The following is a 24,211-nucleotide window of genomic DNA, read 5'->3' as shown; positions in this document are numbered from 1 at the left end:
GGAGCGGGACGCGGTGTGCTCCGCAGCGATGTCTGGCGGAGCTCGTTCGCACATTTCTGAGCAGGCCGAACACCGGTGTTCGGCGAACGAGGAGACCGAGTTCTCTACCTTTGCCGATGCACATCCATAGGACAAAGTCAACAATAAAATTCGTATCAGGGCAGGATTGCAGGCAGCGCGCACTGAGACACGTTCTCTAGAGCGATTTTGACTAGTACTACAGTTGTACTTACGGCGGCCGAGCGCCACGGCGTCGGTAGTGGCAGCAGCGCGCCAGCGCCTGGTGATGCCGCCGCCACCAGGACCAGCGTAGGACCGCGTCGGGTCAGCCGGCGCGGTCCACTGCAGCGCCCAGAGCAGGCGGCGCACCTCGGGCACGGTCAGCGGGATGAGCACGGCGGGGCGCTTGGGCGCCCCGGATTTTTTTCCCCGCGGGCACATCGGAGGCAGCCCGTTGAACCGTCAGGAAGGCGTGCGCAAAGAGCGCGAGGGTGATGTGGCGGTGCCAGCCGGTGAAGCTGCGGACCTCATAATGGTCAAGACCGACCTCGCCCTTCGCGCTCTCGAAGCACTCTTCAATCGACCAGCGGCTTCCAGCGGCGCGAATCACGTCGACCAACGAGGTGCTTTTCGTGGCGTAGACGGCGTAGTAGGCCACGTCTGCCGGGTCAGCGAGGCTGCGGCGGAACAGGATGCCGCGCTGGCAGCGATCTGGCTTCGCTTCAGCAAAGCGGGCGAAGGCGCAATCATAGAGCCGTGGTCCCTTGGCTCCGTCGCCTGCGCTGACGCGGTGCCAGCCGTCCGCAGGCACCTGCTGCAGCAACTCGCTCACCTTGATCTGTCGCCACTCCTGCCAGATCCGATGCTGGCTCGAGACCGCAAGCACGTACGGCTGCTCTCGTTCCTCCAGCCAGCGCCGCAGCTTGCTATCGTCGCCGTAGACCTCGTCGCCCACAACCCAGGCGGCAGGCACGCCTGCGTCCAAGGCCCGCTGCACCATCTGCAACGCCAGTTGCGGCTTGGTCGCCAATGTCACGCCCTCGGGCACTCCTGCGCGTTGGCATCGGGCACGATCTTCGACCCACGACACCGGCAGGTACAGGGCTCGATCGAGGAAGGTACGCCCGCGCGGCGTAGCATAAGAGAGAAAGACCCCCACCTGCGAGTTCTCGATCCGACCCGCCGTGCCGCTGTACTGTCGCTGTACGCCGGCCGACTGCGTGCCCTTTTTCAAAAAGCCCGTCTCGTCGATCGCCAGCACGCCCATAGGATGGCCGAGATGCTCGACAACGTAGGCGCGGAGGTCATCGCGCACTGCATCCGCATCCCAGCGCGCACGACCGAGCAGGTGCTGCAGCGCGTACGGGGTCGGGTCGCCGACAGCCTCGGCGAGCTGCCAGCTGTTCTTGCGTTCGATCGGGCTGAGCAGCCCCTTGAGGTAGGCGGCGACGTGGGCGCGAACCTCCGCGCGTGCGAAGTGGCTGCCCACGCGCTCGACGAAACCTGCCCAGGAGCGTGCCCAGACCTCGCTGAGCGCTGCCGGTTCGTGCAGGAGCGCTGCGTCCGACCGAGCCGGGCGCCGAGCTCTCCGGGGTGTGGCGGTGACCATGCACAAGAGCCGCCGACCCGCAGCCCTGTGACACCAGGACGGGGCCGGCTGCCTCGCTGAAGTGCAACTGTAGTACTAAGAGCGCCGATGGCGGACGCGTCCTCTGCGCCTCGCGGGCGAGTCGGGCCGCGTCCCATCCTCGTCCTCGTCCTCGTCTGCGTCAGCCGACTCGCGCTGCTCGGGCTGCTTGCGGATCACCTTCGTCCCGGCGATCATGTCGTGCAGGCAGCGGCGATCGCCGCGGAAGATGAAAACAGCATCGATGATGGCGACAAGCCCGGCCAGCTGCCCCAGGCCCGGCGCGTAGCCGAGCAGCCCGACCAGCCAGGTGCGCAGGAGGACCCCGTCGACGAAGCCTGGCAGACTGCCATTCTTCTTCACGATCTGGATGCCCGTCAGCCGCTTGCCGATGGACTGACCGCTGGTGCAGATAAGATAGGCCTGCACCGCCATGAGCGAGATCCATGCCGCTGTCGAGACGATCTGCGCGGGGCTCGTGCCGAACATCCAGTACGGCGAGATCTCTTTGCCCTGCTTTGCCTGCTGCAGGAGGTCGCCGGTCACAGCCTCCACGAGCGCGGGGAGCGTCGCAATGAGGGCGAGCCCGCCGTCCACCATCGCGGATGCGAATCGCGTGCTGCGATTCGCCAGCTGCTCTGTGACCTCCGCATCTCCTGCCGCTCGGATATCGGCGCTCGCGGTGGGAGGAGCGTACGGATTGAGCGCCCTTTCGGGGACGTTCCTGCTGGCCATGTAGCATGGGAACACGCGCCAGACACACATGTCAACGCCGCGCCGCGAGCGCTGCACGTGCGGAGCTGGGGCGCCGATCACGTCGATCTGGCGTGAAATAGACCGTCTCGGACGTCCCAGTTCGTGTCCGCTGCTTGGCGTCCGTGGCGCGCTCGGCGGTCCGAAATTTTCCTCGTGTCAGGTGGGTTCAACCCGTCTCTCGCTCTGGCTGCTCGATTCGTTCCCAGGAGTCGTCAGGCACCAGCATCGTCTCGCGGCCAGCGTCCCGCCGCTCAGGGCGACCGCTTCCGCGGCCGCGGGATGCCATACTCGTCGATGCGGTTGATCAGCGTGCGCAGCGAGACGCCGAGGAGCTTGGCGGCGCGCGTCTGGTTGCCCGCGGACCGCTCGAGGGCCTCGACGACGCGCTGCCGGTCGGCGGCCTTCATCTCGAGCCGGAGCCTCGCCAGGGCGTCGCCGCTCGGCGGCGGCGCGTCGGCCGGCGGCAGCCCGGCGCCGCTGGGCGGAGGCGGCGGCAGCGCGGCGCGGCCCGACGGGGGTGCGTCGCCGCTCGACAGGGGCGTGGCGCGGCTCGACGGGGGCGCGGCGCCGCCGGGCGGCAGCGCGGCGCCGCTCGGCGGCAATGGCGGCGGCGGGGGGATGGTGCCGCTCGGCCGCGACGCGGCGCCGCTCGGCGGGGGCGTGGCGCCGTTCATCAGGTGCGGCGGCAGATCGGCGGGCAGGACCGACTCCCCCGCGCACAGGACCGCCGCGCGCTCGATCACGTTGCGCAGCTCGCGCACGTTCCCCGGCCAGGCGTACGCCTCGAGGGCGGCGAGCGCCTCCGGCGAGATGCGCGGCGCGCCGCGCTGGTCGAGCTGCAGGCACGCCTCCTCGAGGAACCTGCCGGCGAGCGGGCCGATCTCGGCGACCCGCTCGCGGAGCGGCGGGACGACGAGGGAGATGCCGTTCAGCCGGAAATAGAGGTCCTGGCGGAAGGCGCCGCGCGCGATCTCCGCCTCGAGATCGCGGTTGGTCGCCGCCACGAAGCGGAGGTCGAGCCGGCGGGGGGTGCGGCCCCCGATGCGGAGCACCTTCCGGTCCTCGAGGACGCGGAGCAGCTTCGCCTGGAAGGCCAGGGGCAGCTCGCCGATCTCGTCGAGGAACAGCGTGCCGCCGTGGGCCGCCTCGAGCAGGCCGGGGCGCGCGTGGCTGGCCCCCGTGAAGGCGCTCTTCTCGTGGCCGAAGAGCTCGCCCTCGAGGAGCGACGGCGGCAGCGCGGCGCAGTTCAGCTCGACGTAAGGCCCGCTCGACCGCGGCGAGCGCGCGTGGAGGGTCCGGGCGAGCACCTCCTTGCCCACCCCCGTCTCGCCCAGGATGAGCACGCTGATGGGGCTCCGCGCGGCGCGGGCGGCCTGCTCGTAGAGCGCCAGCATCGCAGGGGCTAGCAGCACGATCTCCGCGGGCGGCTTTCCGCGCTCGGGCTCCTCGGCCGCCCCGCCGGGCGCGCGGCCGACGACGACGGTGGTCGCGCCGAGGTTGAAGCGCTCGCCGACGCCGACCTCGGCGCTCTCCCGCGAGAGGCGCCGCAGGCGGTGCGTGCGCGCCGTCAGCGCGCGGGCCTGCGGCTCGCCGACGAAGGTGCCGTTGGCGCTCCCGAGGTCCTCGATCCGGAGCGGCGGGCCGACGTGGAGGGCCGCGTGCCGGCGCGACACCGAGCGATCGTCGATCCGCACGTCGCACCCCTCGTCGCGGCCGAGGACGACGCGGCCCTGGGGCGGCAACGGGGCGAAGGTGATCGTGCTGCCGGCCACGATCGCGAGCCGGAGCGTCGTCGCGCAGGAACCCCGCACATCGCTGCCGGGAAAGCCTTCGTCCACGAGCACATCCTACGCGCCGCCGCGCGCCGCCGTGCGCTGGTTCGGCGTTGATCTGCACGAAGATTTGCACGAATCGTGCAAACCCGTGCAGAGCGTCGGGACCGCGCGGGCGATAGCGCGGCCGATCGTGCAGGCGGGTGCACGATCGGCGCACCGGTCCGCCGGCGCCCTCGCGCTGCGGCGCCGCGAATCGCTGGGTCCGCTGCTCGGCACACCTCCTGCTGTCCAGGAATTCGGGCGCTCGCGAGCGTCGATGGCGACCTCAGCGGCGGCGCGGGAAATCGCGCCCGAGCGGGCTCTGCGGCAGCGCGACCCGGCCCCCCACGGATCACGGATCAGGAGCGAGCGAACATGTGCACCGAGCATGGATTTTTAAATCGCAGACGCCTTCTCCAGGGGCTGGGCCGTACGGCGGCGGTGGCCGCGTTCGCGCCGGCGGTCCTGTCGGCCAAGGTGGCTGAGGCGCACATCCAGACGACGTACGAGCAGCTCGTCCCGGGGCTGCCCGAGCGCGTCGGCCTGTGCTCGGAGCGCATCGAGGACGTCTTTGCGCGCATCCAGCGCCGGGTGACCGACGGCCTGTTCCCGGGCGCGGTCGCCCTGGTGGCGCGGCGGGGGAGGATCGTCGGGCACCGGGCGTTCGGCTCCCGGGTCCGCGGCGCGGACGAGCCGATGACGCTCGACACGCTGTTCGACCTGCTCTCCATCACCAAGGTCCTCGCGACGGCGACGTCGGCGGTGATCCTCGTGGAGGACGGCGTGCTGCGGATGAACGACCGGGTGGCCGACTTCATCCCGGAGTTCGCGGCCAACGGCAAGCAGGCCATCAAGGTGCGCGACATGCTCCGGTACACGGCCGGCTTGCCGCTGGACAGCCAGTTCCTGGACGACCCGGACTGCGAGAGCGTCTGGCAGCGCATGGCGGAGTCGCCGCTCGAGTACATCCCTGGCACGCAGGTGCTCTACAGCGATCTCACCTACCGCCTCCTCGGGCGGGTGATCGAGGTCGCCTCGGGCATGGATCTCGACGCCTTCGCGAAGGCGCGCATCTGGGGCCCGCTCGGCATGCGCGACACGACCTTCAACCCGTCGGCGGCGCTCATCTCGCGGACCGCGGCCACGGGCTACTCCGAGCTCCGGGGGAGGGTGCTGCGCGGGGAGGTGCAGGACGAGCAGGATCACGCGCTCGGCGGGATCGTCGGCTGTGACGGCGTCTTCTCGACGGCGCGGGACATCGCGGTGTTCTGCCAGATGATCCTGAACGGCGGCAGGTACGGCGGCGTCCGCGTCCTGAGCCGCCAGGCCGCCGCCGCGATGGTGAGCAACCAGACGCCCGAGGTGAGGGCGTCGGAGACCGACGTATCGCCGATAACCAACCTCCTGATGACGCCCAAGGGCTATGGCTGGGAGCTCGCGACCCACCGCTTCTCCAACGGCGGGTCGCGCCTCTCGAGCGGCTCTTACGGCAAGGCCGGCGGCACCGGGTGTTTCCTGTGGATCGATCGCCGCCGCGAGCTGATCGGGGTCATCTTGACGAACCACGGCGTGCCGACGCCGTTCGATGAGATCGGCTGGAACCGGATGCTCGACGCGGTCGGGAACGGGGAGTTCTTCGACGGGATCGTCAACGCCGTCATCGACGACTGAGAGTCGCCTTCATCTCGTCTCCGCGGCGCCCCCGCGGCCCCTCGGGCTCCCTCCAGCGCCGCGCGGCGCGGCCTTACTTGCCGCAGCCGACGCGCTCGGAGTGGAGCGCGAGGTCGTCGTACCACATCGTCTTGGCCCCGCCGTGGTACTTCTCGAACCCGAACTTGAAGAGCTTGTAGTCGTACGGGCCCCAGTCCGTGACGTGCATCGCGTTGACCTCGGTGCCGTCCACGAACACGCTCACCGAGCGGCCCGGCCCGTCGTAGTGGAACTCGAGGCAGTACCAGGTGTTCGCGACGAGCTTCACGCCGCCGCTGCACATGTACATGCCGCCGTTCGAGAGCATCTCTTTGTCGTCGCTCTTGCGATTCAACTCGAGCTGACACTGGTGCTCGCCGATGCGGATCTGCTCCCCGTTGTTGGGATCCCCGTTGCCTTCCACGGCCGCGACATACGTGTTGTGGCCCATCTGGATGTCGGTGGCGCTCTTGAGGTAGATCCTGCCCCAGAAGTTGCTCGGCACGGCCACGCCGAGCATCTGGCTGAAGTCCGTGCCCGTGACCTTGACGGAGCGCGAGCCGCTGTGACCTGTGCTGTCCAGCGTCACGAACTCGCCCATCCTCTCGCGCAGGTAGTCCGGGAAGAACTGGATCTCGGAAGGCAGCGAGCCGCCCTCGAAGTCGGAGCAGAAGATGCTGCACCCGCCGGGATCCGTGCCGCCGGTCGCCGCCGTGCTGGTCGTTGTGTCGCCGGCTCCGGTGCTCGTGGCGCTCGTGGTGACGTCGCCTGAGCCGCTGCTCGTGGCGCCGCTGCTGGCGGCGCCGCCCGTGCCGCTGCCCGTCGTCGCGCTGCCGCTGCCGCTGGTGGCGCCGCCGCCGCTGGTGGCGCCGCCGCTGGTCGCGCCGGGGCCGGAGGACGTGCTCCCGGGGCCCGGGCCCGCGGCGTCGTCGCCCGACCCGCCGGCGCCGCCGGCCCCGGAGCTGGATTCGCCGCCGCACGCGGCCACGGACCCAAGTGTGAACATGGCAAAGAAGGCAAAGGAACGAGCCGAGAAGGACATACCGGGAGATCTCCTCAAGAACGGGCGCAGAACGGCCCAAGCGATGCGCGCGATTCTATCAGTGAACCCCGCGCGTGTCAGGCAGAACCGGAGGAGTGCGCCGGGGCCAGCTCAGGCCTGCCGGAGCCCCATCGCGCGCGCGACTCCATCCCGGTACGCCAGCCAGGCCGCGTGCGCTGCGGCCACCGCCGACGCGACAGCGTCCGCCGTCGGGCCCTCGTCCGGCGCGTGGCCCAGCACCATCTCCCACGCGTCCCGCCGGTGCCCTCCTTCGACCGCCCGGTGCGCCCTCGCCAGGCGCATGCGCTCGGGCGGACACCCGTAGTGCCGCACCATCGGGTGCGCGCGCAGCGCCTCCTCGATCGGCGGCGCCTCGCGCTGCCCGAGCAGCTCCGCGCGCTCGTGCACGCTGCCCTCCACGAAGATCGTCAGCACCGCCGCGCCCACGACCCACGGCGGCGCCGCGCTCGCGCGGTCGAGCAGCGCCCGGTAGGCGTGGGCCTCGGGCTCGAGCGGGAGCGACTCGTCCTCGATGGCCGCGCGCGGGATGCCCAGGCCGTCGATCATTTCCAGGAAGAGCGCCGGGTGCGACACGCCCAGCGAGAGCTTGCCCGTCTGCTCTTCGAAGAGGTTCTCGGCGAGGGCGCTGCGCACCGCGGCCGGCGGCGACTGGCCGAGCACGCGCGCGAGCAGCACCGGGAAGTCGCGCACGTAGACCCGGTATTCGTGCCTGAAGTGAACCGCGAGCTGGTCTCGCGTGAGGCCGGGGCCTGTGAGGTGCGCCCAGGCCCAGTGGTTCTTGCGGTCCATGATCGCGAGCAGGCGTTCCTGAAGACGACGCGTCATGCGGCAGCTCCTCGGCAAGGGGTGAGCCTTGGTTGTACAGCACCGACGGCGTCTGCCCAGCGCCGTCGTCGCAGGTCGCGCGGAGGGCGGCGCGCCGCCAGGGCAGGGCGGGGAGGGGATCGAGAGCCTGGGGGGCTCGTGCGCCGTCCTTGTCACAGATCGCCCGCTCCGGCCGATGACGCGCCATGAGCTCACGTTCCTGGGAATTCGTCGCCGCGGTCACCCTCCTGGCCTGTGGCTCGCAAGGGCCCGCTCCGCGCGAGAGCCGTCACGCGTCGGCCGCTGGGCCCGCGCCGCTCCCCGCGCCCGCGCCGCTCCCCGCGCCCGCGCCGCTCCCCGCGCCCGCGCCTGAGCCTGAGCCTGCTGTGGCGCCTCCTGCCGAGCCCGCCATCGCGCCCGCGTCCGTCGATCCGATCGTCGCCCGCGCGCGCCTGGAGGTAGCCCGCGGCGTCACCTACGATCCGGCGTGGGTCGCGATCGGCTACCCCAACGGCGATCCGGCCCCCGATCGCGGCGTCTGCACCGATGTCGTCGTCCGCGCCGTCCGCGCTGCGGGCGTCGATCTCCAGGAGAAGATCCACGAAGACATCCTCGCGCGCCGGGCGGTCTACACGACGGTCGAGCGCCCCGATCGCAACATCGACCACCGCCGCGTCGGGCCGATGCTTACCTACCTGCGCGCCCACGCCACCTCGCTCCCCAGGACGTTCGACGAGGCCGCGGTGGGCACCTGGAAGCCCGGCGATATCGTGGTCTGGGCGCTCAAGCCGTGCCCTTCGTGCAGGCCGGATCATGTGGGCATCGTCAGCGATCGCAAGGGGCCGCGCGGCATCCCGCTCGTCCTGCACAACATCGGCCCGACGCCGACCGAGGAGGATGCCCTCGATGCCTGGACCGTGCTCGGCCACTTCAGGCTCCGTCTGAGCCGCTCAGGGACAGGCAACGGAGCAAGAGAGAATGCACAGGGAGACGGGGAGACGGGGAGGAGAGAGAGATAGACAGAGCAAGGTGGAGAGGCGAGAGGTGGGGATCCTCCCTTGAGCCTGCTCGCCGCCCCGCATCGATGCCGTCCGAAGCCGCCGGCGCCGAGCCTGCGGGGTCGAACGACTGACCCCCATCTCTCACCTCCCCGCCTCCCCGTCTCCCTGTGAATCTCTCCTTTCTTCCTCTCCTCCCAACAATTTTTTCGCCCCCCGTATCCTCCCGGCCGCGCCGTTCGTCGGTGGGCCATGACGACGACACCCCCGACCGAACGACGCCTCTACGTCTCCATGATCACGTCCCTCGACGGCTACATCGAGGGCCCGGGCCGCGAGCTCGACTGGTTCCAGGACGGCAACCCGCAGTTCGAGCGGTACTGCGACGAGATGATCGACTCCGTCGGCCTGGCCGTGTACGGGCGCACCTCCTACGAGCTCATGCTCCAGTACTGGCCTGACGCCGAGGCCCACCCGCGCTCGCCCCAGGACCTCGCGTTCGCGCGCAAGATGAACGCCCTGCCCAAGGTGGTGCTGTCCCGGACCCTGACGCACGCCGCGTGGGCCAACACCCGCGTGGCCCGTGACCCCGAGGAGATCGCCGCGCTCAAGCGGCAGCCCGGCAAGCCGATCGTCGCCTGGGCCGGCGCCGCGCTCGTGTCGACGCTGATCGAGCACCGCCTCGTCGACGAATTCCGCCTGATCGTGCACCCGGTGGTGCTCGGCGGCGGCACGCCGCTGTTCGCGCGCCGCGACCATCGCCTCTCGCTGCGGCAGATCCGGACCCAGAACCTGGGCGGCGGGCTCTCGGTCCTGTGCTACGAGCCGGTCTGGTCATGAGCGACGAGCCGCGCGACCTCGGCGAGCTGAGCAACGACGTGAAGGCGTCATGGCAGCGGTTCCTCGACGTGTTCGAGCCGCTCCGGCCCGAGCTGTACCGCTATTGCCGCTACCTGACCCGGAGCCCGTGGGACGCCGAGGACCTGGTGCAGGACACCATGGCCCGCGGCTTCGTCACGCTCGGCACCCTGTTCCACGAGCTGCCCAACCCGCGCGCCTGGCTGTTCCGGGTGGCGTCGAACCTCTGGATCGACCGCGCCCGGCGGCAGCGGCTCGAGCGCGACGCGCTCGGCGAGCCCGCGGCAGCGCCCGTGGCGCCAGGGCACGCGCCCGACGAGCGGGCGTCGCGCGAGGCCGCCGGCACCCTGGTCGCGCACCTGTCGCCCCAGGAGCGCGCGGCGGTCGTGCTCAAGGACGTGTTCGATTTCTCGCTCGACGAGGTCGCCGCGTCGCTCTCGACCTCGGTCGGCGCCGTGAAGGCGGCGCTGCACCGCGGCCGCGGCAAGCTCGTGGCGCCCGAGGCCGACGAGCCCCGGGCGCCCGCGCCGGGCGTGCTCGACGCCTTCTGCGCCGCCTTCAACGCCCGCGACCTGCCGACCCTGACCTCGCTGCTCCTCGACAGCTCGATCACCGAGATCGTCGGCGTGGTGACCGAGTACGGGCGCGAGCCCCCGGCCGATCCGCGCACCGGGTCGTTCGTCGGCAGCCTCTCGCCGATCACGACCACCGACGCCGGCGGGGTCGACGCCCGTCACCTGGTCGGCTACCTCGGCGGCCCGCCGCGCTGCGAGGTGCGCGAGCATCGCGGTGAGCTCTTGCTGCTCTTCTGGTTCGATCACGATGCCGGACCCGCGGTGCGCACCGTCTGGACCGTCGAGACCGACGGCGAGCACATCGCCCGCATCCGCAACTACTTCTTCACCCCCGATGTGATCGCCGAGATCTGCCGCGAGCTCGACGTGCCTTTCCGCACGAACGGCTACCGCTACTGGATCCACGGGTAGCGGCCTCGCTGTAACGTGCTGGAGATCGCCCCGACAACGGGCGCAGAATGGCCCCGGCGATGCGGGCGACCTCCCGACCTGCCTTCGAGCTCACGAGCCGCCGCGTCGGGCGGCGCTACGAGGGCCTTGGCCGCGTCTTCGGAGGCCTCGCGCTGCTCGCGAGCGGGGGAGGGCCTTTTCTGATCAGCGTCATCGCCCTGGTCCTCGCGCACGTGCTGGGCGAGCCGAGCCTCCGCGGGTTCGCGTTCCACGCCCTGACCCTCGCCGTGCCCGGTGTGATCGTCGGCCTGGGCCTCTCGTTCGTGAGCGCCCTGTTCACCACCACCGCCATCGGCTGGAAGGGGCCGGTGCGCGTGGCCGCCGACGCGGCTGGGCTGCGTCTCGGCTCCGGCGCCGCGGAGCGCTCGATCCCGCGCGCCGAGATCCGCTCCGGCCTTGTCCTGTCGGACCTGCGCGTCCGCGTCGAGCTCCGCCTGCGCGGCGGGCGGGTGCTCGAGGTGCACATCGCGCGGGAGGAAGAGGGCGCGCGCCTGCTCGCGGCCCTCGGGATCGGCCCCACGGAGCGGCGCGTCGCGGTCTCGCTCGGCAGCGTCCACCGCGAGCTCTTGGCCGGCTGCTTCGGTCTGCCGGCCTTCATGATCCTCTGGCTCGTCGTGATCATGGCGCTCGCCGAGCCGCTCACCGGCAGCTCCGGACCGGTCGTGGCGTGGTTTGCCCTCACCGCGCTGTCGACATGGCTCCTCCGCCGCGCCGTGCGCCGCACTCCGGTCGTGGTGGGCACCGACGGCGTGCGCGTCGAGCGGCCCTTCTCGACCGTCTGGCTCCCTTACGCCGAGCTCGACTCGGTCGAGAGGCGCGGCGATTGCCTCCTCCTCTTTCGCCGGGGCAGCAGCGGTCCGGTCGTGCTCCGGACGGGAGAAGCCCTGACAGAGACGCTGGCGCAGCGCCTCCGTGATGCGCGCGAGGGCGCTGCCGGCGGCGCAGCGCTGCACGGCGCCGACGCGCTGGAGCGGCGCGGCCGCGATCTCGCGCTCTGGCGCGAGGACCTCCGCAAGCTGCTCGCCGGCGACGGCTACCGCGCCGCTGGCCTGACCCCCGAGGACGCGCTCCACGCGCTCGACGACGCCAGCGCCCCGCTGGAACGCCGGGTGGGCGCTGCCTTGCTCCTGCGCGTCGCTGGCTACCCCGAGGCGCAGGAGCACATTCGCATCGCCGCCGGGACCACGGCCGACGATGCGCTGCGCGCTGCGCTCGAGAGCGCCGCGGAGGACGAGGTCGACGACGCGGCGCTCGCGCGGGCCCTGCGGTGAGCCGCGCGCCGCTGAGCCATTCTGGGCCACGCGCTACGGGCGCGTCGGTCGGCGCTGTAGAAGGCGAGATCTTCAGGGATATCCGGCGGTAGTGAGATGGCACATGTCCTGCACGCTGCCGGCAGCGGAGGTGTTCATGTCACGTAACTTTCTTTCGGACGATGCAGCCTTGTTATCGCCGCTGCCCACGCCGCCGCCTCGAACGGCGGCCCTGGTGCAGCGGGTGTCTCGAGCGGCCGCAGCGGCTGCTGCCGTCTTCGTGGTCGCCTGTGGTCCTCCGGGCGTCGACGAGGGACACGACCCGGGCGATCAAGGCGAGATCATCCCGCCGATGCCGCCGCCGCCGGATGGGGAAGAGGGGGAGATCATCCCGCCGATGCCGCCGCCGCCTCCGGACGAGGAGATCATCCCGCCGATGCCGCCTCCTCCGGACTGCGAGGGCGGCGAGATTGTGCCGCCGATGCCGCCGCCGGGCGGGGAAGAGGGGGAGATCATCCCGCCGATGCCGCCGCCGCCTCCGGACGAGGAGATCATCCCGCCGATGCCGCCGCCGCTTCCGGACGAGGAGATCCTCCCGCCGATGCCGCCGCCGCCGGATGGGGAAGAGGGGGAGATCATCCCGCCGATGCCGCCGCCGCCTCCCCCGTGCAAGTGAGGCGCTCGATCGTCGCACCGTTGCGCTCCCCAACATCGTGAGGTCGAAGATGGGCGAACAGGAATGCGAGCTGGAAGTTGCGCCCGAGTGGTGGCGCTGGGCCACGGAGAACCTGCTGCGCGGCGTGCCCGAGGGCGTGATCTCGGAGCAGCTCCAGGCGGCCGGCGTCGGCAGCGCGCAGGTCGGAGAGCTGCTCTCGGCCATCGTCCGTTCGCCCATCTTCGTCGCCGCTCGGCCCTTCGCCAGGTCGGCGCGGCGGCACGAGATGCTGGCGCGGCTCCAGCAGAGAATGGCGTCGGTCGCCTGCGATCCGACGGGGATCCCGCGGCGCTCCGGCGTGTCCGGCGAGGAGCTCCGCGACGTCTATGTCGCCGGCAACATCCCGGTCGTCCTGACCGACGTCGTGACCCGCTGGCCCGCCTTCGGCCGGTGGACCCCGGCGTACCTCTCCGAGCGCTTCGGCGATGTCGTGGTCGACGTCACGACAGGACGCCAGAGCGATCCCGACTACGACATGCACGCGGCGCGGCACACGGAGAGCACGCCGCTGCGCGACTTCGTCGCGCGCATCGCCGGCGCCGCGAGCGAGGAGACGAACGACTTTTACATGGTCGCCAACAACCGCGTCCTCGAGCGGACGAAACTCGGCGCGCTGCTGGACGACGTGGTGCTCCCGGACGGGTACTGCGCCGCGCAGCGGCTGCTGGGCGCCTCGGCGCTCTGGCTCGGCCCTGCCGGGACCGTCACGCCGCTGCACTACGACACGTCCAACATCCTGTTCGGACAGGTGTACGGCAGGAAGCGTTACCGCATGATCGCGCCGTTCGAGACGTCGCTGTTCGACGGCGCACGCGCGATGTACGCCGATCGGGACCCGGAGAAGGACCCGATGGCTCCGGTGCTCGTGAAGGACGTCGTGCTCGAGCCGGGCGAGGCCCTCTTCATCCCGGTGGGCTGGTGGCACCACGTCCGCGCGCTCGACGCCAGCATCAGCCTGGGGATCAACAGCTTTCCGTTCCACAACGACTTCGACTGGTACCGGCCGAGCAACATCGGTTAGCGAAGAACGGAGCGGAGCACCGCGTTTCAGGCGCTCCCGATGGACCTCGATCCGCATGCGGCGAGGTGGGCGCCGGCGGGGTGGCGAAGGGGTATTCGACGTCCTACCCGTCCCTCCAGGAGGCGCCTCGGCTGCCGCGCGCTCTCCCCGCATCGGGCCCATGGACCTGCACGAGCGCGCCTCGTTCGGCATACGATGGCTCGCGGGAGGCTGCGACTTGACCATCAGGAACCTCGTGTTTCAGGGCGGTGGCGTGAAGGGGATGGCGTACGTGGGGGCCATCGCCGAGCTCGAGAAGCGCGACGCGCTGGCCGCCGTGACCAGCGTGGCGGGCACCTCGGCCGGCGCGATCACCGCGGCGCTGCTCGCCGTGGGCGCCGGCGCCGAGCAGGTGGGGCGCATCCTGCGCTCGACCGACTTCACCTCGTTCATGGACGGCGGCGGCTGGGTCGTCGGCGGTTCGGTCCGGCTCTTCAACGGCTATGGCGTCCACCCGGGCAAGGCGTTCGAGACCTGGCTCCGCGCCCAGATCGCTGAGCTCACCGGGCTCCTCACGGGGCGCGCCCAGCCCGATGTCACCTTCGGCGACCTCCAGGTCCTTGCCGCACAGCACGCCGGCAGGGCGCGCGCGCTCTACGTCGTGACGACCAACCTCACCAAGCAGGTGGCCGAGGTCTTCTCCGCCGAGGCGCACGCGGACGTCCCCGTCTACCAGGCCGTGCGCATGTCGATGAGCATTCCTCTCTTCTTCGAGGCATACCCCTTCCGAGGCGACCTCTACGTGGACGGCGGCGTGTCGTGGAATTACCCCATCGACCTCTTCGACGGCACGCACCGCCGGCCGATCCTGGGCCTGCTCGGCAAGGCGGTCGGCATCAACCCCGGCACGCTCGGCTTCAGCCTGGGGACGAAGGAGCAGATCGACTCCGCAAAGGACGGCTGGCGCCCTCTGCCAGCTCGCATCGACGGCCTGGAGGGCTATGTAAAGGCCCTTACCTCATTCATCCTCGACACCTCGACCCTCCTGCACCTCGACAGCGCGGCCATCCAGAGGACCGTCTTCATCGAGAACGCGAACATCCCCACCACCGATTTCGAGATCACCCCCGCCCAGATGGACACGCTGATCGAGAACGGCGCCGACGCCACACGGCGCTGGTTCGAGGCGCACCCGCTGGCCAGCTGGGCGGCGGCCAACCGCTGAGACCCCGCGCGGGGCCAGCACCTCGTCGCCCTGGTCCCCCGAAATCCCGACGAAAGTAACGGATCGCGGCCGTTCGCACCGCAATTCCGTCCTTGAGCAGCGCGACACTGGCGTTCGTCGTACAGGCGAAACGCCCAGGCCGATTCGCATGTGCGCAAGTGTTCGCACATCATCGCGCACCATGGTTTGCGCAATGGTTCGGTGCCTACTCACTCGGCCCGAATCGCGACCTCATAATCGGCCGATTCGAGGGTACGCCATGAGCGCTCCGAGGTGGCACATGCCGTGCTCAGGCACATTGGCAAGATGCACGGGCTCAAATCGCGCGAGATCTGACGCCGTGAGGACGCATGAGCCCGTCCACCCTGGAGCGCTTCGCAGAACGCGATAGAACAGATTCGATGTTCGTCGATCTGAGGGTTGTAACAAGGGCACCCCATTGCGCTCGGGAGGCCCGATCTGGTCGTGAGATTCATCAGCGGCGGCACGGCGCGCCGAAGAGGATATTCGTATGGCAAACACCGCCAGAGCCATGCTCGACAAGTGTCGATCTTACCTCGGGTACAAGGAGAATTCCAATAACGATACAATGTTTGGAGAGTGGTACGGTCTCAATCACCAGCCATGGTGTGCGATGTTCATCTCGTATTGCGCGGCGAAGACGAAGAATGACGATGTCATTCCGAGGTACGCGTCATGCGAGATCGGCGCTGACTGGTTCAAGGTCCGCGGCCAGTTCAGCTCGAACCCGACAGTCGGCTCGATCGTCTTCTACGGCGCGCGAGGCGGCACCCACACCGAGATAGTCGAGGCGGTGGACGGCTCTACGATCACCACCATCGGCGGAAACACCAACAATGATGGATCGGCCAACGGCGACGGCGTCTACCGACGCCGCATCAGCCGCCGCTCGATCTCGATCCACGGATACGGGCATCCTGAATACAAGAAGGAGGATATTGATATGCCGAAGCGCGTGAGCCTTGCTCGCAAGGGGAAAATGACGTTGAAAATCGACTCCTGGGAGGTCATCTCCTTTACCACGGAATACTCCGATCACGGCGACATGCACCCTGCCGACGGCGCGTCCTTCATCCAGGGGCCTGCGCATTACATGGCGACCGCGGCCGCCGAGATATCGGGCCTCGTCAAGGGCACCACCCTCCAGTCCCGCTTCGTCGAGGTCACCGGCACGGGCGCCGGTACGGTGGAGAAGTACGGCCCGATCCAGGAGCACGTGGTGACCGCTGGCGCCACCTTCATCACGCAGACCCGCGCCGGCGCCGTCTGCGACGACGGTAACCGCGTCCAGTGGCGCATCGTCGTCGCCGACGGTTCGGTCAACGGCATCCTCGAGTCCGCCGAGGTCCAGGCCCACTACTGGGCCATCTGAGCTCTCCGACCCCCTGCGGTGCCCCGTAGGCGTATACGCCTACGGGGCATCGCCCTGCTCTGACAAGGAAATCCGCATGGTCACCGTCAACGAACTCTTGCCGTACAAGCTCACCCATGACCAGGTGCGCTGGAGCTTCGACACCGACAACGAGAGATATGCTCAGATCATCCTCGACGCAGCGATCGAGGCGGGCGTGGGCCACCGGGGCGCGGTCATCGGCGTCGCCACCGCCTGCCAGGAATCGCGCCTGCGCAATCTCCGGGGCGGCGACCGGGACAGCCTCGGCCTGTTCCAGCAGCGTCCTTCCCAGGGATGGGGCACAACCGAGCAGATCCTCGATCCGCATTACGCGGCGGGCAAATTCTTCTCCGCGATGAAGACCATCTGCCCACGGAATTTCGGCCCCCTTTATCTGACGAAGACCCAGCTCTGGGAAGTGGCCCAGGCCGTGCAGCGCAGCGGCTATCCTACCTACTATGCGAAGCACGAGCTGGCGGCGGCCAAGCTTGTCGCGGAGCTGATCAACCGCGGCGACCCTGCCCCGCGGCGCGTGAGCCTTGCCAGAAAGGCGAAGGGATCCCTGCGCCTTGACTCCTGGGAGGTCGTCTCCTTCACCACGGAGTACTCCGATCACGGCGACATGCACCCTGCCGACGGCGCGTCCTTCATCCAGGGGCCTGCGCATTACATGGCGACCGCGGCCGCCGAGATATCGGGCCTCGTCAAGGGCACCACCATCCAGTCACGCTTCGTCGAGATCAGCGGCACGGGCGCCGGTACGGTGCAGAAGTACGGCCCGATCCAGGAGCACGTGGTGACCGCTGGCGCCACCTTCATCACGCAGACGCGCGCTGGCGCCGTTTGCGACGACGGCAACCGCGTCCAGTGGCGCATTGTCGTCGCTGGCGGCTCGGTCAACGGCATCCTCGAGTCCGCCGAGGTCCAGGCCCACTACTGGGCCATCTGACCCCCGCGCAGAGGTGACAAGCCGTAGGAATAAGGATGTCGTGCTCGATCCGGGCGAGGCGCTCTTCATCCCGGTGGGCTGGTGGCACCACGTTCGCGCGCTCGACGCCGGCATCAGCCTGGGGATCAACAGCTTTCCGTTCCACAACAACTTCGACTGGTACCGGCCGAGCAACATCGGTTAGCGAAACGCTCGACCATCGGTCACCGAACGTGAACGTTCGGATGTAGGGGAACGCGGCGCGAAGCTTGGTTGATGCCTATGGCGGGCGTGGGACGCTTCGACGCCACGCACCGGCCGATCCTGGGCCTGCTCGGCAAGGCGGTCGGCATCACCCCCGGCACGCTCGGCTTCAGCCTGGGGACGAAGGAGCAGATCGACGCCGCAAAGGACGGCTGGCGCCCGCTGGCCGCCCGGATCGACAGCCTGGAGAGCTATGTAAAGGCCCTTACCTCGTTCGTCCTGGATACCTCGACCCTCCTGCACCTCGACCGCGCGGGAACCCCTGTGCGTCGGGCGTCACGACACAGAGGGTGGCGTGCTCGATAGGGGGGCGACGCGACGCGCCCCGGCGCTGGAAATTCTGCGAAATGCGGACGCTCGGGCTCGGCGAGCGTCGCCGTGGCGCCGTGCCTGCCGCGCAGTAGACTGCACGGTGAAGGCAAAGGGGGTTGGCTCGAGGAAGCCCTCGGCGCCGCCCGATGGGTACACGTGCCGCCCAACGCGAAATGTGCTCTTGCGGCCGAGACACCCGGACAAGCGCGAGCCGGACACGCGCACCTGCGGATCCTGGCAAAAGCCGCGAGTCGGCTCGTCCTCTGCGACGAGCCTTTCCTCGACCGCGCCGCGGACGAGGCCCGGCGCCTCCCGGAGCTTCGCGAGCTCGGCGGGGTGGTTGAGGAGCGCGAGCACGGTGTTCGCGATCTGGTTCACGGAGGTGACGAATCCCGCGGCGACCATCTGGAAGCATTGCATGGCCGCCTCGCCCGCAAGCTCGGTGTCTCCGCCTTCTGCCTCGATGAACCGGCTCGCGACGTCTTCGCCCGGCGCCTTCCGGCGCTCCTCGACGAGCCGCATCATGTAGTCGATCATGTCGCAGCAGCTCTGCTTCACCGCCCGCTTCTGCTCGTCCGAGCTGACCCCGCCGCCGGCGAGCTTCAGGAGGTCCGTCGACCATCTCATGAACTGCGGCCGATCGGCCTCCGGTATCACGAACATCTCGGCGAGCGTGTTGAGCGCGACCGCCTCGGAGAACGCCGAGACGACATCCATCTCGCCGTCGCGCCGCGCCTTCTCGGCGGCGCGCTGCACGAGCCCCACGACCCGCGGGCGCATCCACTCGACGGCCGACGGAGAGAACCCTTTCATGATGAGCTGTCGAAGCTTCGTGTGGCGCGGCGGGTCCTGAAAGAAGGCGAGCCGCGACAAGGAGTCGAACGTCTTTCTCGAGAGCTCGTCCTCGCCGAGCATGCCGAGGCTGCCGAGGATCGCCGTCGCCCGCCGCGCGGTGAAGCTCGGGTCCTTCACGAGCCCCTCGATATCGGCAGGAGCGGTGATGAGGAAGCACTGCAGCGGCTCGAAGAAGTAGACCGGCGCCTCGGTGCGGAGCCGATCGAGCGTCGGGAAGGGATCGGCGAAGAAGCGTTCGCTCGTGAGGTCGAAGCCAGAGGTGACGGCTATGGTCCTTCTTTCCTTGTGGCGCTCGTGGCGCGGCGGAGATTCTCGGCCAGGCTAGGGTATCGCCGCGCCGCCGTGAAGCGCCCTGCCCGCGCGTCAAACGCCGCGCGACGCCATCGAGGTGGCGCGCGCCGACGGCACCTACGCGGAGGCGGAGAAGGCCGCGGTGGCCAGGGCGGCCGCGCTGCTCGGCGTGGAGCAGGCGACGGTGAAATCCATCGAGGCAGCCACCTGTGGACCGAGCGCGCCCGTTCCGATGACGCCCTCTCGCACCGCGACGACTTCCTGGGCATCGTCAGCCACGATCTGAGAGCAAGCCAGCGGGAAGGACAGTCACTCGACCGCGTGGCGATTCTTGCCGCTGCCACGCGCGCCGACGTGGCAGGACGATGCTCGAGCTCAGCTGCGACACCGCGCGAGGAGGGAGCGGCTACAGGCGACGCCGCTGTGCAGGTGGCGGGAGCTTGGCCCATGGGCTCTTGGCTACTGTAGGCCGAGCAAGAACTCCTGTATGCGGGCCGATACCACGCTTCCTGCCTCGAGGAGCATCGCGTGGCCTGTGCGGAGCACGATCATCCACTCGGCACCCGGAATGAGGCGGCGCAGCGCGTCGAGATCGGCCCGCAGGGCCATCACGTCGCGCTCGGGCGCGATCACCAGGACCGGCACCCGCACCTGGGGGAGGACGTCCGACGCGCGTGCCTCCATCAACGACCGCAGAGACTCCCAGTAAGCGCGAAGGTCCATGGTCCCGACGGCGCGGAGGAAATGCTCCAGCTCCTCCCGAGGCGCCTCGGGCCCGAAGACGCCCGCGGCCTGGCCCAGGGGGAAGAGGGCCTTGGACGCCGTGACGCGGCGCACGACCGGCGCAATACGAGGGACGATGGGGGCCGCCGTCCGTAGCGCCATACGGAGGGCCGCGCGCGCGCCGGGGATCCGGAAGGCGGCGCTCGACGCGTAGGGGTGATCGGCGCCGCCGGCGATGAGCACCATCGCGCGCACGAGATCAGGGCGGCGGCGGTAGAGCTCGAGCAGCACCGTGACGCCCATGGAAAAGGCGATGTGCACCGGCGCGCCGGAGAACGTACTACGAGCACGGACCGCCTCCGTCACCCGGAGAAGGTCGTCTGCGTGGGTCGAAATGGCGTAGTCGCCCGAGCGCGCCGTCTCGCTCTGCCCGTGGCCCCGGTAGCTCCAGTGGACCAGGTGGGTCGTCGTTGCGAGCGCGCTGACGAGGTGCTTCCAGAAGTTCTCCGTCGTGCTGAGGCCGTTCGTGAGGACGACAGGCGCTCGATCCCGCAGCTGCACCTCGTCGCCTGGGCGCTCGTGCGTGTGCCACGCGATGCGCGTCCCATCGCTTGCAACGATGTGCCGGAGGATCGAGCCTTCCATGATTGGAATGGACGGTAGCATGCGCGACCTCGCGACCAGCTGCTCGGGTTGTCGGTGGCACCCGAGGGGCGAGCAAGCTCGGACCGGTAGTCGAGCCCGCCGCTCGCATCGGCTCGCTGCCGGCTCATAGAAACTAGCCGGCGCCCGCAGGCTCTGCTGAGGTCGGCCACGCTCGAGCGCGAGCGGTCTACCGAGGTAGGAGAGCTGGGCTTTTGCGTGAGCGACAGGCTCGGAGGTCACGCGTGAACGGCCCCGGGCGTCCCCGGGGCCGTGATTCAGCAGCCAGCGCTGCCGCTCGTGGTCTCCGCTACCGCGCCGGGCTGATGGTCACCTTCAGCATCCGGCTGGCCGCAGGATACAGATAACCGTCATCGACGGAGCGCACCCGGTCCGTGGGATCGTCGGCGCCCATCTGCGGCCCGGCCTGGCGCGGCGCCTGGTCGGGGCCCACGCCGGGCCACTGGTTGGCCTCGGTGCCCGCGTCCCAGATCGAGACCTGGTCGGAGACATCGCCGCTCACCGGCTCGCCGCTCGCGTCGAACAGCGCGATCCCCTCCTCGCTCGGGGCGAAGAACAGATCGTTCGATTGCCCCAGCATCGACGCGAAGCTCAGCCGCTCGCCGGGCCGCGCGGTCACCCTGAAGCTGAACTTCGCGCCGGGCAGCAGCGGCCCCGGCATCGAGGCGCCCACGGGCGTGTCGTAGACCAGCACCGACGAGAGCCCGCTCTCGCCCCCGACCTCGGCCTCCAGCGACTCCGCGAGCGTGGTCGGGTTCCCGTCCTCGGCCAGCATCTCGAGTCCCTTGCTCCGGTCCGCCTCGCCCGACCTGAACAGCGGCGCTGCGGCCCCGTGCACCACCGCGACGCCCGGCGCCGCCGGCGAGGTCAGCCCCGCGCGGGGCATGACCCCCTCGTGCAGCATCATCGGGTTCCCGTCCTCGGCTTGCGCCTCCAGCCCGTTACCGGGGTACGCCTGCCCGACCGTGAACAGCGGGTTTTCCATCGTGTGCACCACGAAGAGCCCCGGCGACAGCGGCACGGCGGCCGGCTCCCCGCCCTCGGGCATCAGCGTCCCCACCTCCGACATGTTGGTGATCCGGACCGTGAACTCATTGCCCGGCTCCGGCGTCACGACCACCTGGATGACCTCCTCGACCGCCGGGTAGGTATAGCCATCCTGGACCAGCCGCACCGTGCTGTCCGGGTCCTTGGCGCCCGTGTTCGGGCCGCTCTGCCGGGGCGCCTGGTTCGGCCCCGCGCCCGGCTCCTCGTTGGCCTCGCTGCCTGCGTCCCACAGCAGGACCTGGCCGGTCACGTCCCCGCTCACCGGGTTGCCCGCCTCGTCGTAGAGCGCGATCCCGGCGCCATCGGGCGCATAGAACAGATCATTCGACTGCCCGAACATCGTCGTGAACGACAGGCTGTCGCCTGGCAGGGCGCCGACGCGGAACTCGAAGCTCTTCTCTGGGAAGAGCGGTCCGGGCATGCTCTCGCCCACGGGCGTGTTGAACACGCCGGCCACCCGGTAATCCCGCGCGGGTGTCACGTTCTCGATGGTCACCTCGAAGCTCGTGGCCGCATCCTCGGCAGCAGATCCGCCGGCGCCTCCCCCGCCCATGCCGCCCGCGCCTGTGGTATCGCCGCCTCCGTCATCGCTGCAAGCAGCGGCGAGGGTGAGGACAAGGGACATGGCCGACAGCGTGCGACGCCGAATCTTCATGACGATCCTCCAGAAGCAGTGAATGAGATGACGCGAACTGGATCGCCCCCGCCGCGGAGAGCGGCGTGCAGCGATCGTTCCTCCAACGCGCTGGAGACCGGAGCGGCCGCGGGCGCCCGCGTCGGCCCGCGATGGCCAGTGGCGCGTGGTTCGAGGGTGCTACGCGGCGGGTGCAGATCGGTTTCGCGACCCTCGCACGCGCCTGCACGATCGCGCTCGGGAAGAATTGTTCAGCGCGGCCGTCGGTCGCCTCGAGCGCGTGGGCGCCTGACTTCGGACTCCTCTGTGATCGGCCCGGCGGCGCCCCGCTCGACACGCCCGCAGCGCTGGCGACCGCGGCTCGCGTAGAGGGGTCAGCACGCCCGCAGCTTTCACCCGATCGCCGCGAGCGTGGCGCTCGGGCGCCGGCACAGGCGGCGGCACCGGCGCGGGCAGCAGCAGCAACGCGGGCGGCAGGGCCTCGTGGGCCGGGGGCGTGCCTTTCGTCCATACCGGAGATCACAAGGCGGCCGGTTGGGCTCGCGTCGGGCCACACCGGAAGAGGGTTCAGCCGCCCGTGTCCCGTGTAGCTCTTGAGAATTGTCAAAGTCTCCGCCGTTCGTTTCTCCACGCCAGCGCCGTCGCCCAAGAACTTCCCCGGTTCCGCGCTCACGGCAGGCCCCTGGCGGCTTGGCACCACCTCACACGCAGCCACGCAAAAACCTGGGCGACGAGCCGCTACACCTCCGGAGCTCCTCCTGGGCTAGGGTAGGGTAGCGATCCCTGGACCGAGGCGGCGCCCCGCGCACCCCCGCCCAGCGCTGCGAAGGAGCCCCCGATGAGCCGTTACGCCGACCATGAACCCGCCTGCGTGGACTCGCCCGCGAACGCGATCGAGCTCGTCATCGACGCGCGCGCCCGCGATCTGGGCGGCTTCTCCGTGCGGCGCGTGCTGCCGTCGGTCCGTCGCCGGCTCGTCGGTCCGTTCGTCTTCTTCGACCACATGGGCCCTGCGCACTTCGCCGTGGGACAGGGCATCTCGGTGCGCCCGCACCCGCACATCGGGCTCGCGACGCTGACGTACCTGTTCGAGGGGGAGATCCTCCACCGCGACAGCCTCGGCACGGCGCAGCCGATCCGGCCGGGCGACGTCAACTGGATGGTCGCCGGGCGCGGCATCGTCCACTCCGAGCGCGGCGACCTGGCGCACGAGACGCTCCTCCACGGCGTCCAGTGCTGGCTCGCGCTGCCGACGGAGCGCGAGGAGGACGCTCCCCGCTTCGAGCACCACCCGGCGGCGACGATCCCCGTCGTCACCCGGGAAGGCGCCACGCTGCGCGTGATCGCGGGGGAGGCCTACGGCGCGCGCTCGCCGGTCGGCGTCCTGTCGCCGACGCTCTACGTCCACGCGGAGCTCGACCCGGGCGCCACGCTCCCGCTGCCCGAGGAGCACGCGGCGCGCGCGGCCTACGTGATCGACGGGTCGGTCGGCTGCGAGGGCCAGCGCTTCGGCGAGGGGACGATGCTCGTGTTCCGCGCTGGAGCGCAGCCGGCGCTCCGCGCGCTCTCGCAGAGCCGCGTGATGCTCCTCGGCGGCGCCGCGCTCGACGGCGACCGCCACATCCTGTGGAACTTCGTCTCGAGCTCGCCGGAGCGCATCGAGCGCGCGAAGCAGGACTGGAAGGCAGGGCTCTTTCCCAAGGTGCCGGGGGACGACATCGAGTTCATCCCGTTCCCCGACGGGTGAGGGGGCGCGAGCGCCGGAGCGGCGCGCTCAGGCGCCGCGTTCGAGGGAGCCGGAGCGGCGCGCTCAGGCGCCGCGTTCAAGGGAGATAGACGGGCCATGTTGAACGGAGCTTGTTACTGCGGTGCCGTGCGCTTCGAGGTCGACGACGCGTTCGGCTACGCCTTCTACTGCCATTGCTCGAGGTGCCGGAGGCGCACCGGCGCCGCCTGCGCCGCCATCGGCGGGATCGAGATCGACAGGCTCCGCGTCACCGCGGGGCGGGAGCACCTGCTCCGGGTCGGCGAGTCCGAGGACGGGTACCGCTGCGTCTGTAAACAATGCTTCTCGCCCGTGTACGACGTCGTCCGCGAGCAGCGGTTCGCGCACGTGCAGCTCGGCACGCTCGACGGCGCGCCGGCGAAGGGGCCCGATCACCACATCTACGTCGGCTCGAAGGCGCCCTGGCATCAGATCACGGACGCCTTCCCCCAGTTCGAGGAGCTGCCGGCGTAACGCGCGGCCCGACCGGG

At 70.0% G+C, this 24,211-nt stretch carries 22 protein-coding genes and 1 pseudogene; 15 read left to right on the top strand and 8 right to left on the bottom strand.

Annotated elements, in window-relative coordinates; translation table 11 throughout:
- Positions 1 to 415 precede the first annotated feature (415 nt).
- The 3 genes and pseudogenes from WMF27_RS32825 to WMF27_RS32815 all read right to left on the bottom strand — a co-directional run.
- Positions 416 to 1,552: pseudogene (locus WMF27_RS32825) on the bottom strand (IS701 family transposase); the annotation flags it as partial.
- Positions 1,553 to 1,684: 132 nt separating this feature from the next.
- Positions 1,685 to 2,362 carry an RDD family protein gene (locus tag WMF27_RS32820; protein ID WP_437764925.1) on the bottom strand — a complete coding sequence of 226 codons (678 nt, stop codon included), beginning with the start codon at positions 2,360 to 2,362 and terminating at the stop codon, positions 1,685 to 1,687.
- A 272-nt stretch (positions 2,363 to 2,634) separates the two neighbouring features.
- The gene (locus tag WMF27_RS32815) at positions 2,635 to 4,221 is read right to left on the bottom strand and encodes a sigma 54-interacting transcriptional regulator (RefSeq protein ID WP_437943245.1); all 1,587 of its coding nucleotides are present in this window, start codon (positions 4,219 to 4,221) and stop codon (positions 2,635 to 2,637) included.
- A 417-nt stretch (positions 4,222 to 4,638) separates the two neighbouring features.
- Between WMF27_RS32815 and WMF27_RS32810 the strand changes: the two genes are divergently transcribed.
- Positions 4,639 to 5,868: a serine hydrolase domain-containing protein gene (locus tag WMF27_RS32810; RefSeq protein ID WP_437943244.1), complete on the top strand. Its 1,230-nt coding sequence runs from the start codon at positions 4,639 to 4,641 to the stop codon at positions 5,866 to 5,868.
- Positions 5,869 to 5,941: 73 nt separating this feature from the next.
- Here the strand turns inward: WMF27_RS32810 and WMF27_RS32805 are convergent, their stop codons facing one another.
- Together WMF27_RS32805 and WMF27_RS32800 are read right to left on the bottom strand one after the other, a co-directional pair.
- The gene (locus tag WMF27_RS32805) at positions 5,942 to 6,892 is read right to left on the bottom strand and encodes a hypothetical protein (RefSeq protein WP_437764928.1); all 951 of its coding nucleotides are present in this window, start codon (positions 6,890 to 6,892) and stop codon (positions 5,942 to 5,944) included.
- 147 nt (positions 6,893 to 7,039) lie between these two features.
- Positions 7,040 to 7,774 carry an iron-containing redox enzyme family protein gene (locus WMF27_RS32800; RefSeq protein ID WP_437764929.1) on the bottom strand — a complete coding sequence of 245 codons (735 nt, stop codon included), beginning with the start codon at positions 7,772 to 7,774 and terminating at the stop codon, positions 7,040 to 7,042.
- A 185-nt stretch (positions 7,775 to 7,959) separates the two neighbouring features.
- On the opposite strand from WMF27_RS32800, the gene WMF27_RS32795 reads away from it, so the two are divergent.
- The 11 genes from WMF27_RS32795 (at position 7,960) to WMF27_RS32745 (ending at position 17,736) form a co-directional block, all read left to right on the top strand.
- On the top strand, positions 7,960 to 8,772 hold the full coding sequence (locus WMF27_RS32795) for a DUF1287 domain-containing protein (RefSeq protein ID WP_437764930.1): 813 nt from the start codon (positions 7,960 to 7,962) through the stop codon (positions 8,770 to 8,772).
- 231 nt (positions 8,773 to 9,003) lie between these two features.
- The gene (locus WMF27_RS32790) at positions 9,004 to 9,591 is read left to right on the top strand and encodes a dihydrofolate reductase family protein (RefSeq protein ID WP_437764931.1); all 588 of its coding nucleotides are present in this window, start codon (positions 9,004 to 9,006) and stop codon (positions 9,589 to 9,591) included.
- Positions 9,588 to 10,595, top strand: a complete 1,008-nt coding sequence (locus tag WMF27_RS32785; protein WP_437764932.1) for an RNA polymerase sigma factor — start codon at positions 9,588 to 9,590, stop codon at positions 10,593 to 10,595. Before WMF27_RS32790 ends, WMF27_RS32785 begins: the two co-directional genes overlap by 4 nt.
- Before the next feature lie 59 nt (positions 10,596 to 10,654).
- Entirely contained in the window at positions 10,655 to 11,905 is a 1,251-nt protein-coding gene (locus WMF27_RS32780; protein ID WP_437764933.1) for a hypothetical protein, read from the top strand.
- Positions 11,906 to 12,074: 169 nt separating this feature from the next.
- Positions 12,075 to 12,560, top strand: coding sequence for a hypothetical protein (locus WMF27_RS32775; RefSeq protein WP_437764934.1), 486 nt, complete (start codon positions 12,075 to 12,077; stop codon positions 12,558 to 12,560).
- Positions 12,561 to 12,609: 49 nt separating this feature from the next.
- Positions 12,610 to 13,620: a cupin-like domain-containing protein gene (locus WMF27_RS32770; RefSeq protein WP_437764935.1), complete on the top strand. Its 1,011-nt coding sequence runs from the start codon at positions 12,610 to 12,612 to the stop codon at positions 13,618 to 13,620.
- A 217-nt stretch (positions 13,621 to 13,837) separates the two neighbouring features.
- Positions 13,838 to 14,824 (top strand): patatin-like phospholipase family protein, encoded by a 987-nt coding sequence (locus tag WMF27_RS32765; RefSeq protein WP_437943243.1) that lies wholly within the window; start codon positions 13,838 to 13,840, stop codon positions 14,822 to 14,824.
- 511 nt (positions 14,825 to 15,335) lie between these two features.
- Positions 15,336 to 16,217, top strand: coding sequence for a CHAP domain-containing protein (locus WMF27_RS32760; protein ID WP_437764937.1), 882 nt, complete (start codon positions 15,336 to 15,338; stop codon positions 16,215 to 16,217).
- Positions 16,218 to 16,293: 76 nt separating this feature from the next.
- Positions 16,294 to 17,187 carry a hypothetical protein gene (locus tag WMF27_RS32755; protein ID WP_437764938.1) on the top strand — a complete coding sequence of 298 codons (894 nt, stop codon included), beginning with the start codon at positions 16,294 to 16,296 and terminating at the stop codon, positions 17,185 to 17,187.
- Between the two features lie 13 nt (positions 17,188 to 17,200).
- The gene (locus tag WMF27_RS32750; protein WP_437764939.1) at positions 17,201 to 17,371 is read left to right on the top strand and encodes a cupin-like domain-containing protein; all 171 of its coding nucleotides are present in this window, start codon (positions 17,201 to 17,203) and stop codon (positions 17,369 to 17,371) included.
- Between the two features lie 77 nt (positions 17,372 to 17,448).
- A complete protein-coding gene (locus WMF27_RS32745; RefSeq protein ID WP_437764940.1) occupies positions 17,449 to 17,736 on the top strand; it encodes a hypothetical protein in 288 nt (95 codons plus the stop codon).
- Here WMF27_RS32745 and WMF27_RS32740 read toward each other — a convergent pair.
- Positions 17,707 to 18,714 carry a cytochrome P450 gene (locus WMF27_RS32740; protein ID WP_437764941.1) on the bottom strand — a complete coding sequence of 336 codons (1,008 nt, stop codon included), beginning with the start codon at positions 18,712 to 18,714 and terminating at the stop codon, positions 17,707 to 17,709. The two genes, WMF27_RS32745 and WMF27_RS32740, sit on opposite strands and share 30 nt — an antisense overlap.
- Positions 18,715 to 18,985: 271 nt before the next feature.
- On the opposite strand from WMF27_RS32740, the gene WMF27_RS32735 reads away from it, so the two are divergent.
- A complete protein-coding gene (locus WMF27_RS32735) occupies positions 18,986 to 19,174 on the top strand; it encodes a hypothetical protein (protein WP_437764942.1) in 189 nt (62 codons plus the stop codon).
- Between the two features lie 173 nt (positions 19,175 to 19,347).
- Here WMF27_RS32735 and WMF27_RS32730 read toward each other — a convergent pair whose 3' ends face one another.
- Together WMF27_RS32730 and WMF27_RS32725 are read right to left on the bottom strand one after the other, a co-directional pair.
- Entirely contained in the window at positions 19,348 to 20,256 is a 909-nt protein-coding gene (locus WMF27_RS32730; protein ID WP_437764943.1) for an alpha/beta fold hydrolase, read from the bottom strand.
- A gap of 307 nt (positions 20,257 to 20,563) precedes the next feature.
- A complete protein-coding gene (locus WMF27_RS32725) occupies positions 20,564 to 21,976 on the bottom strand; it encodes a spondin domain-containing protein (protein ID WP_437764944.1) in 1,413 nt (470 codons plus the stop codon).
- An 817-nt stretch (positions 21,977 to 22,793) separates the two neighbouring features.
- Between WMF27_RS32725 and WMF27_RS32720 the strand changes: the two genes are divergently transcribed.
- Together WMF27_RS32720 and WMF27_RS32715 are read left to right on the top strand one after the other, a co-directional pair.
- The gene (locus WMF27_RS32720) at positions 22,794 to 23,702 is read left to right on the top strand and encodes a pirin family protein (protein WP_437764945.1); all 909 of its coding nucleotides are present in this window, start codon (positions 22,794 to 22,796) and stop codon (positions 23,700 to 23,702) included.
- 96 nt (positions 23,703 to 23,798) lie between these two features.
- Positions 23,799 to 24,194, top strand: a complete 396-nt coding sequence (locus tag WMF27_RS32715) for a GFA family protein (RefSeq protein WP_012239229.1) — start codon at positions 23,799 to 23,801, stop codon at positions 24,192 to 24,194.
- Positions 24,195 to 24,211 lie beyond the last annotated feature (17 nt).

The organism is Sorangium sp. So ce281, assembly GCF_051527395.1.
Taxonomy (GTDB): domain Bacteria; phylum Myxococcota_A; class Polyangia; order Polyangiales; family Polyangiaceae; genus Sorangium; species Sorangium cellulosum_B.
This window is presented reverse-complemented; position numbering and strand designations above follow the sequence as displayed.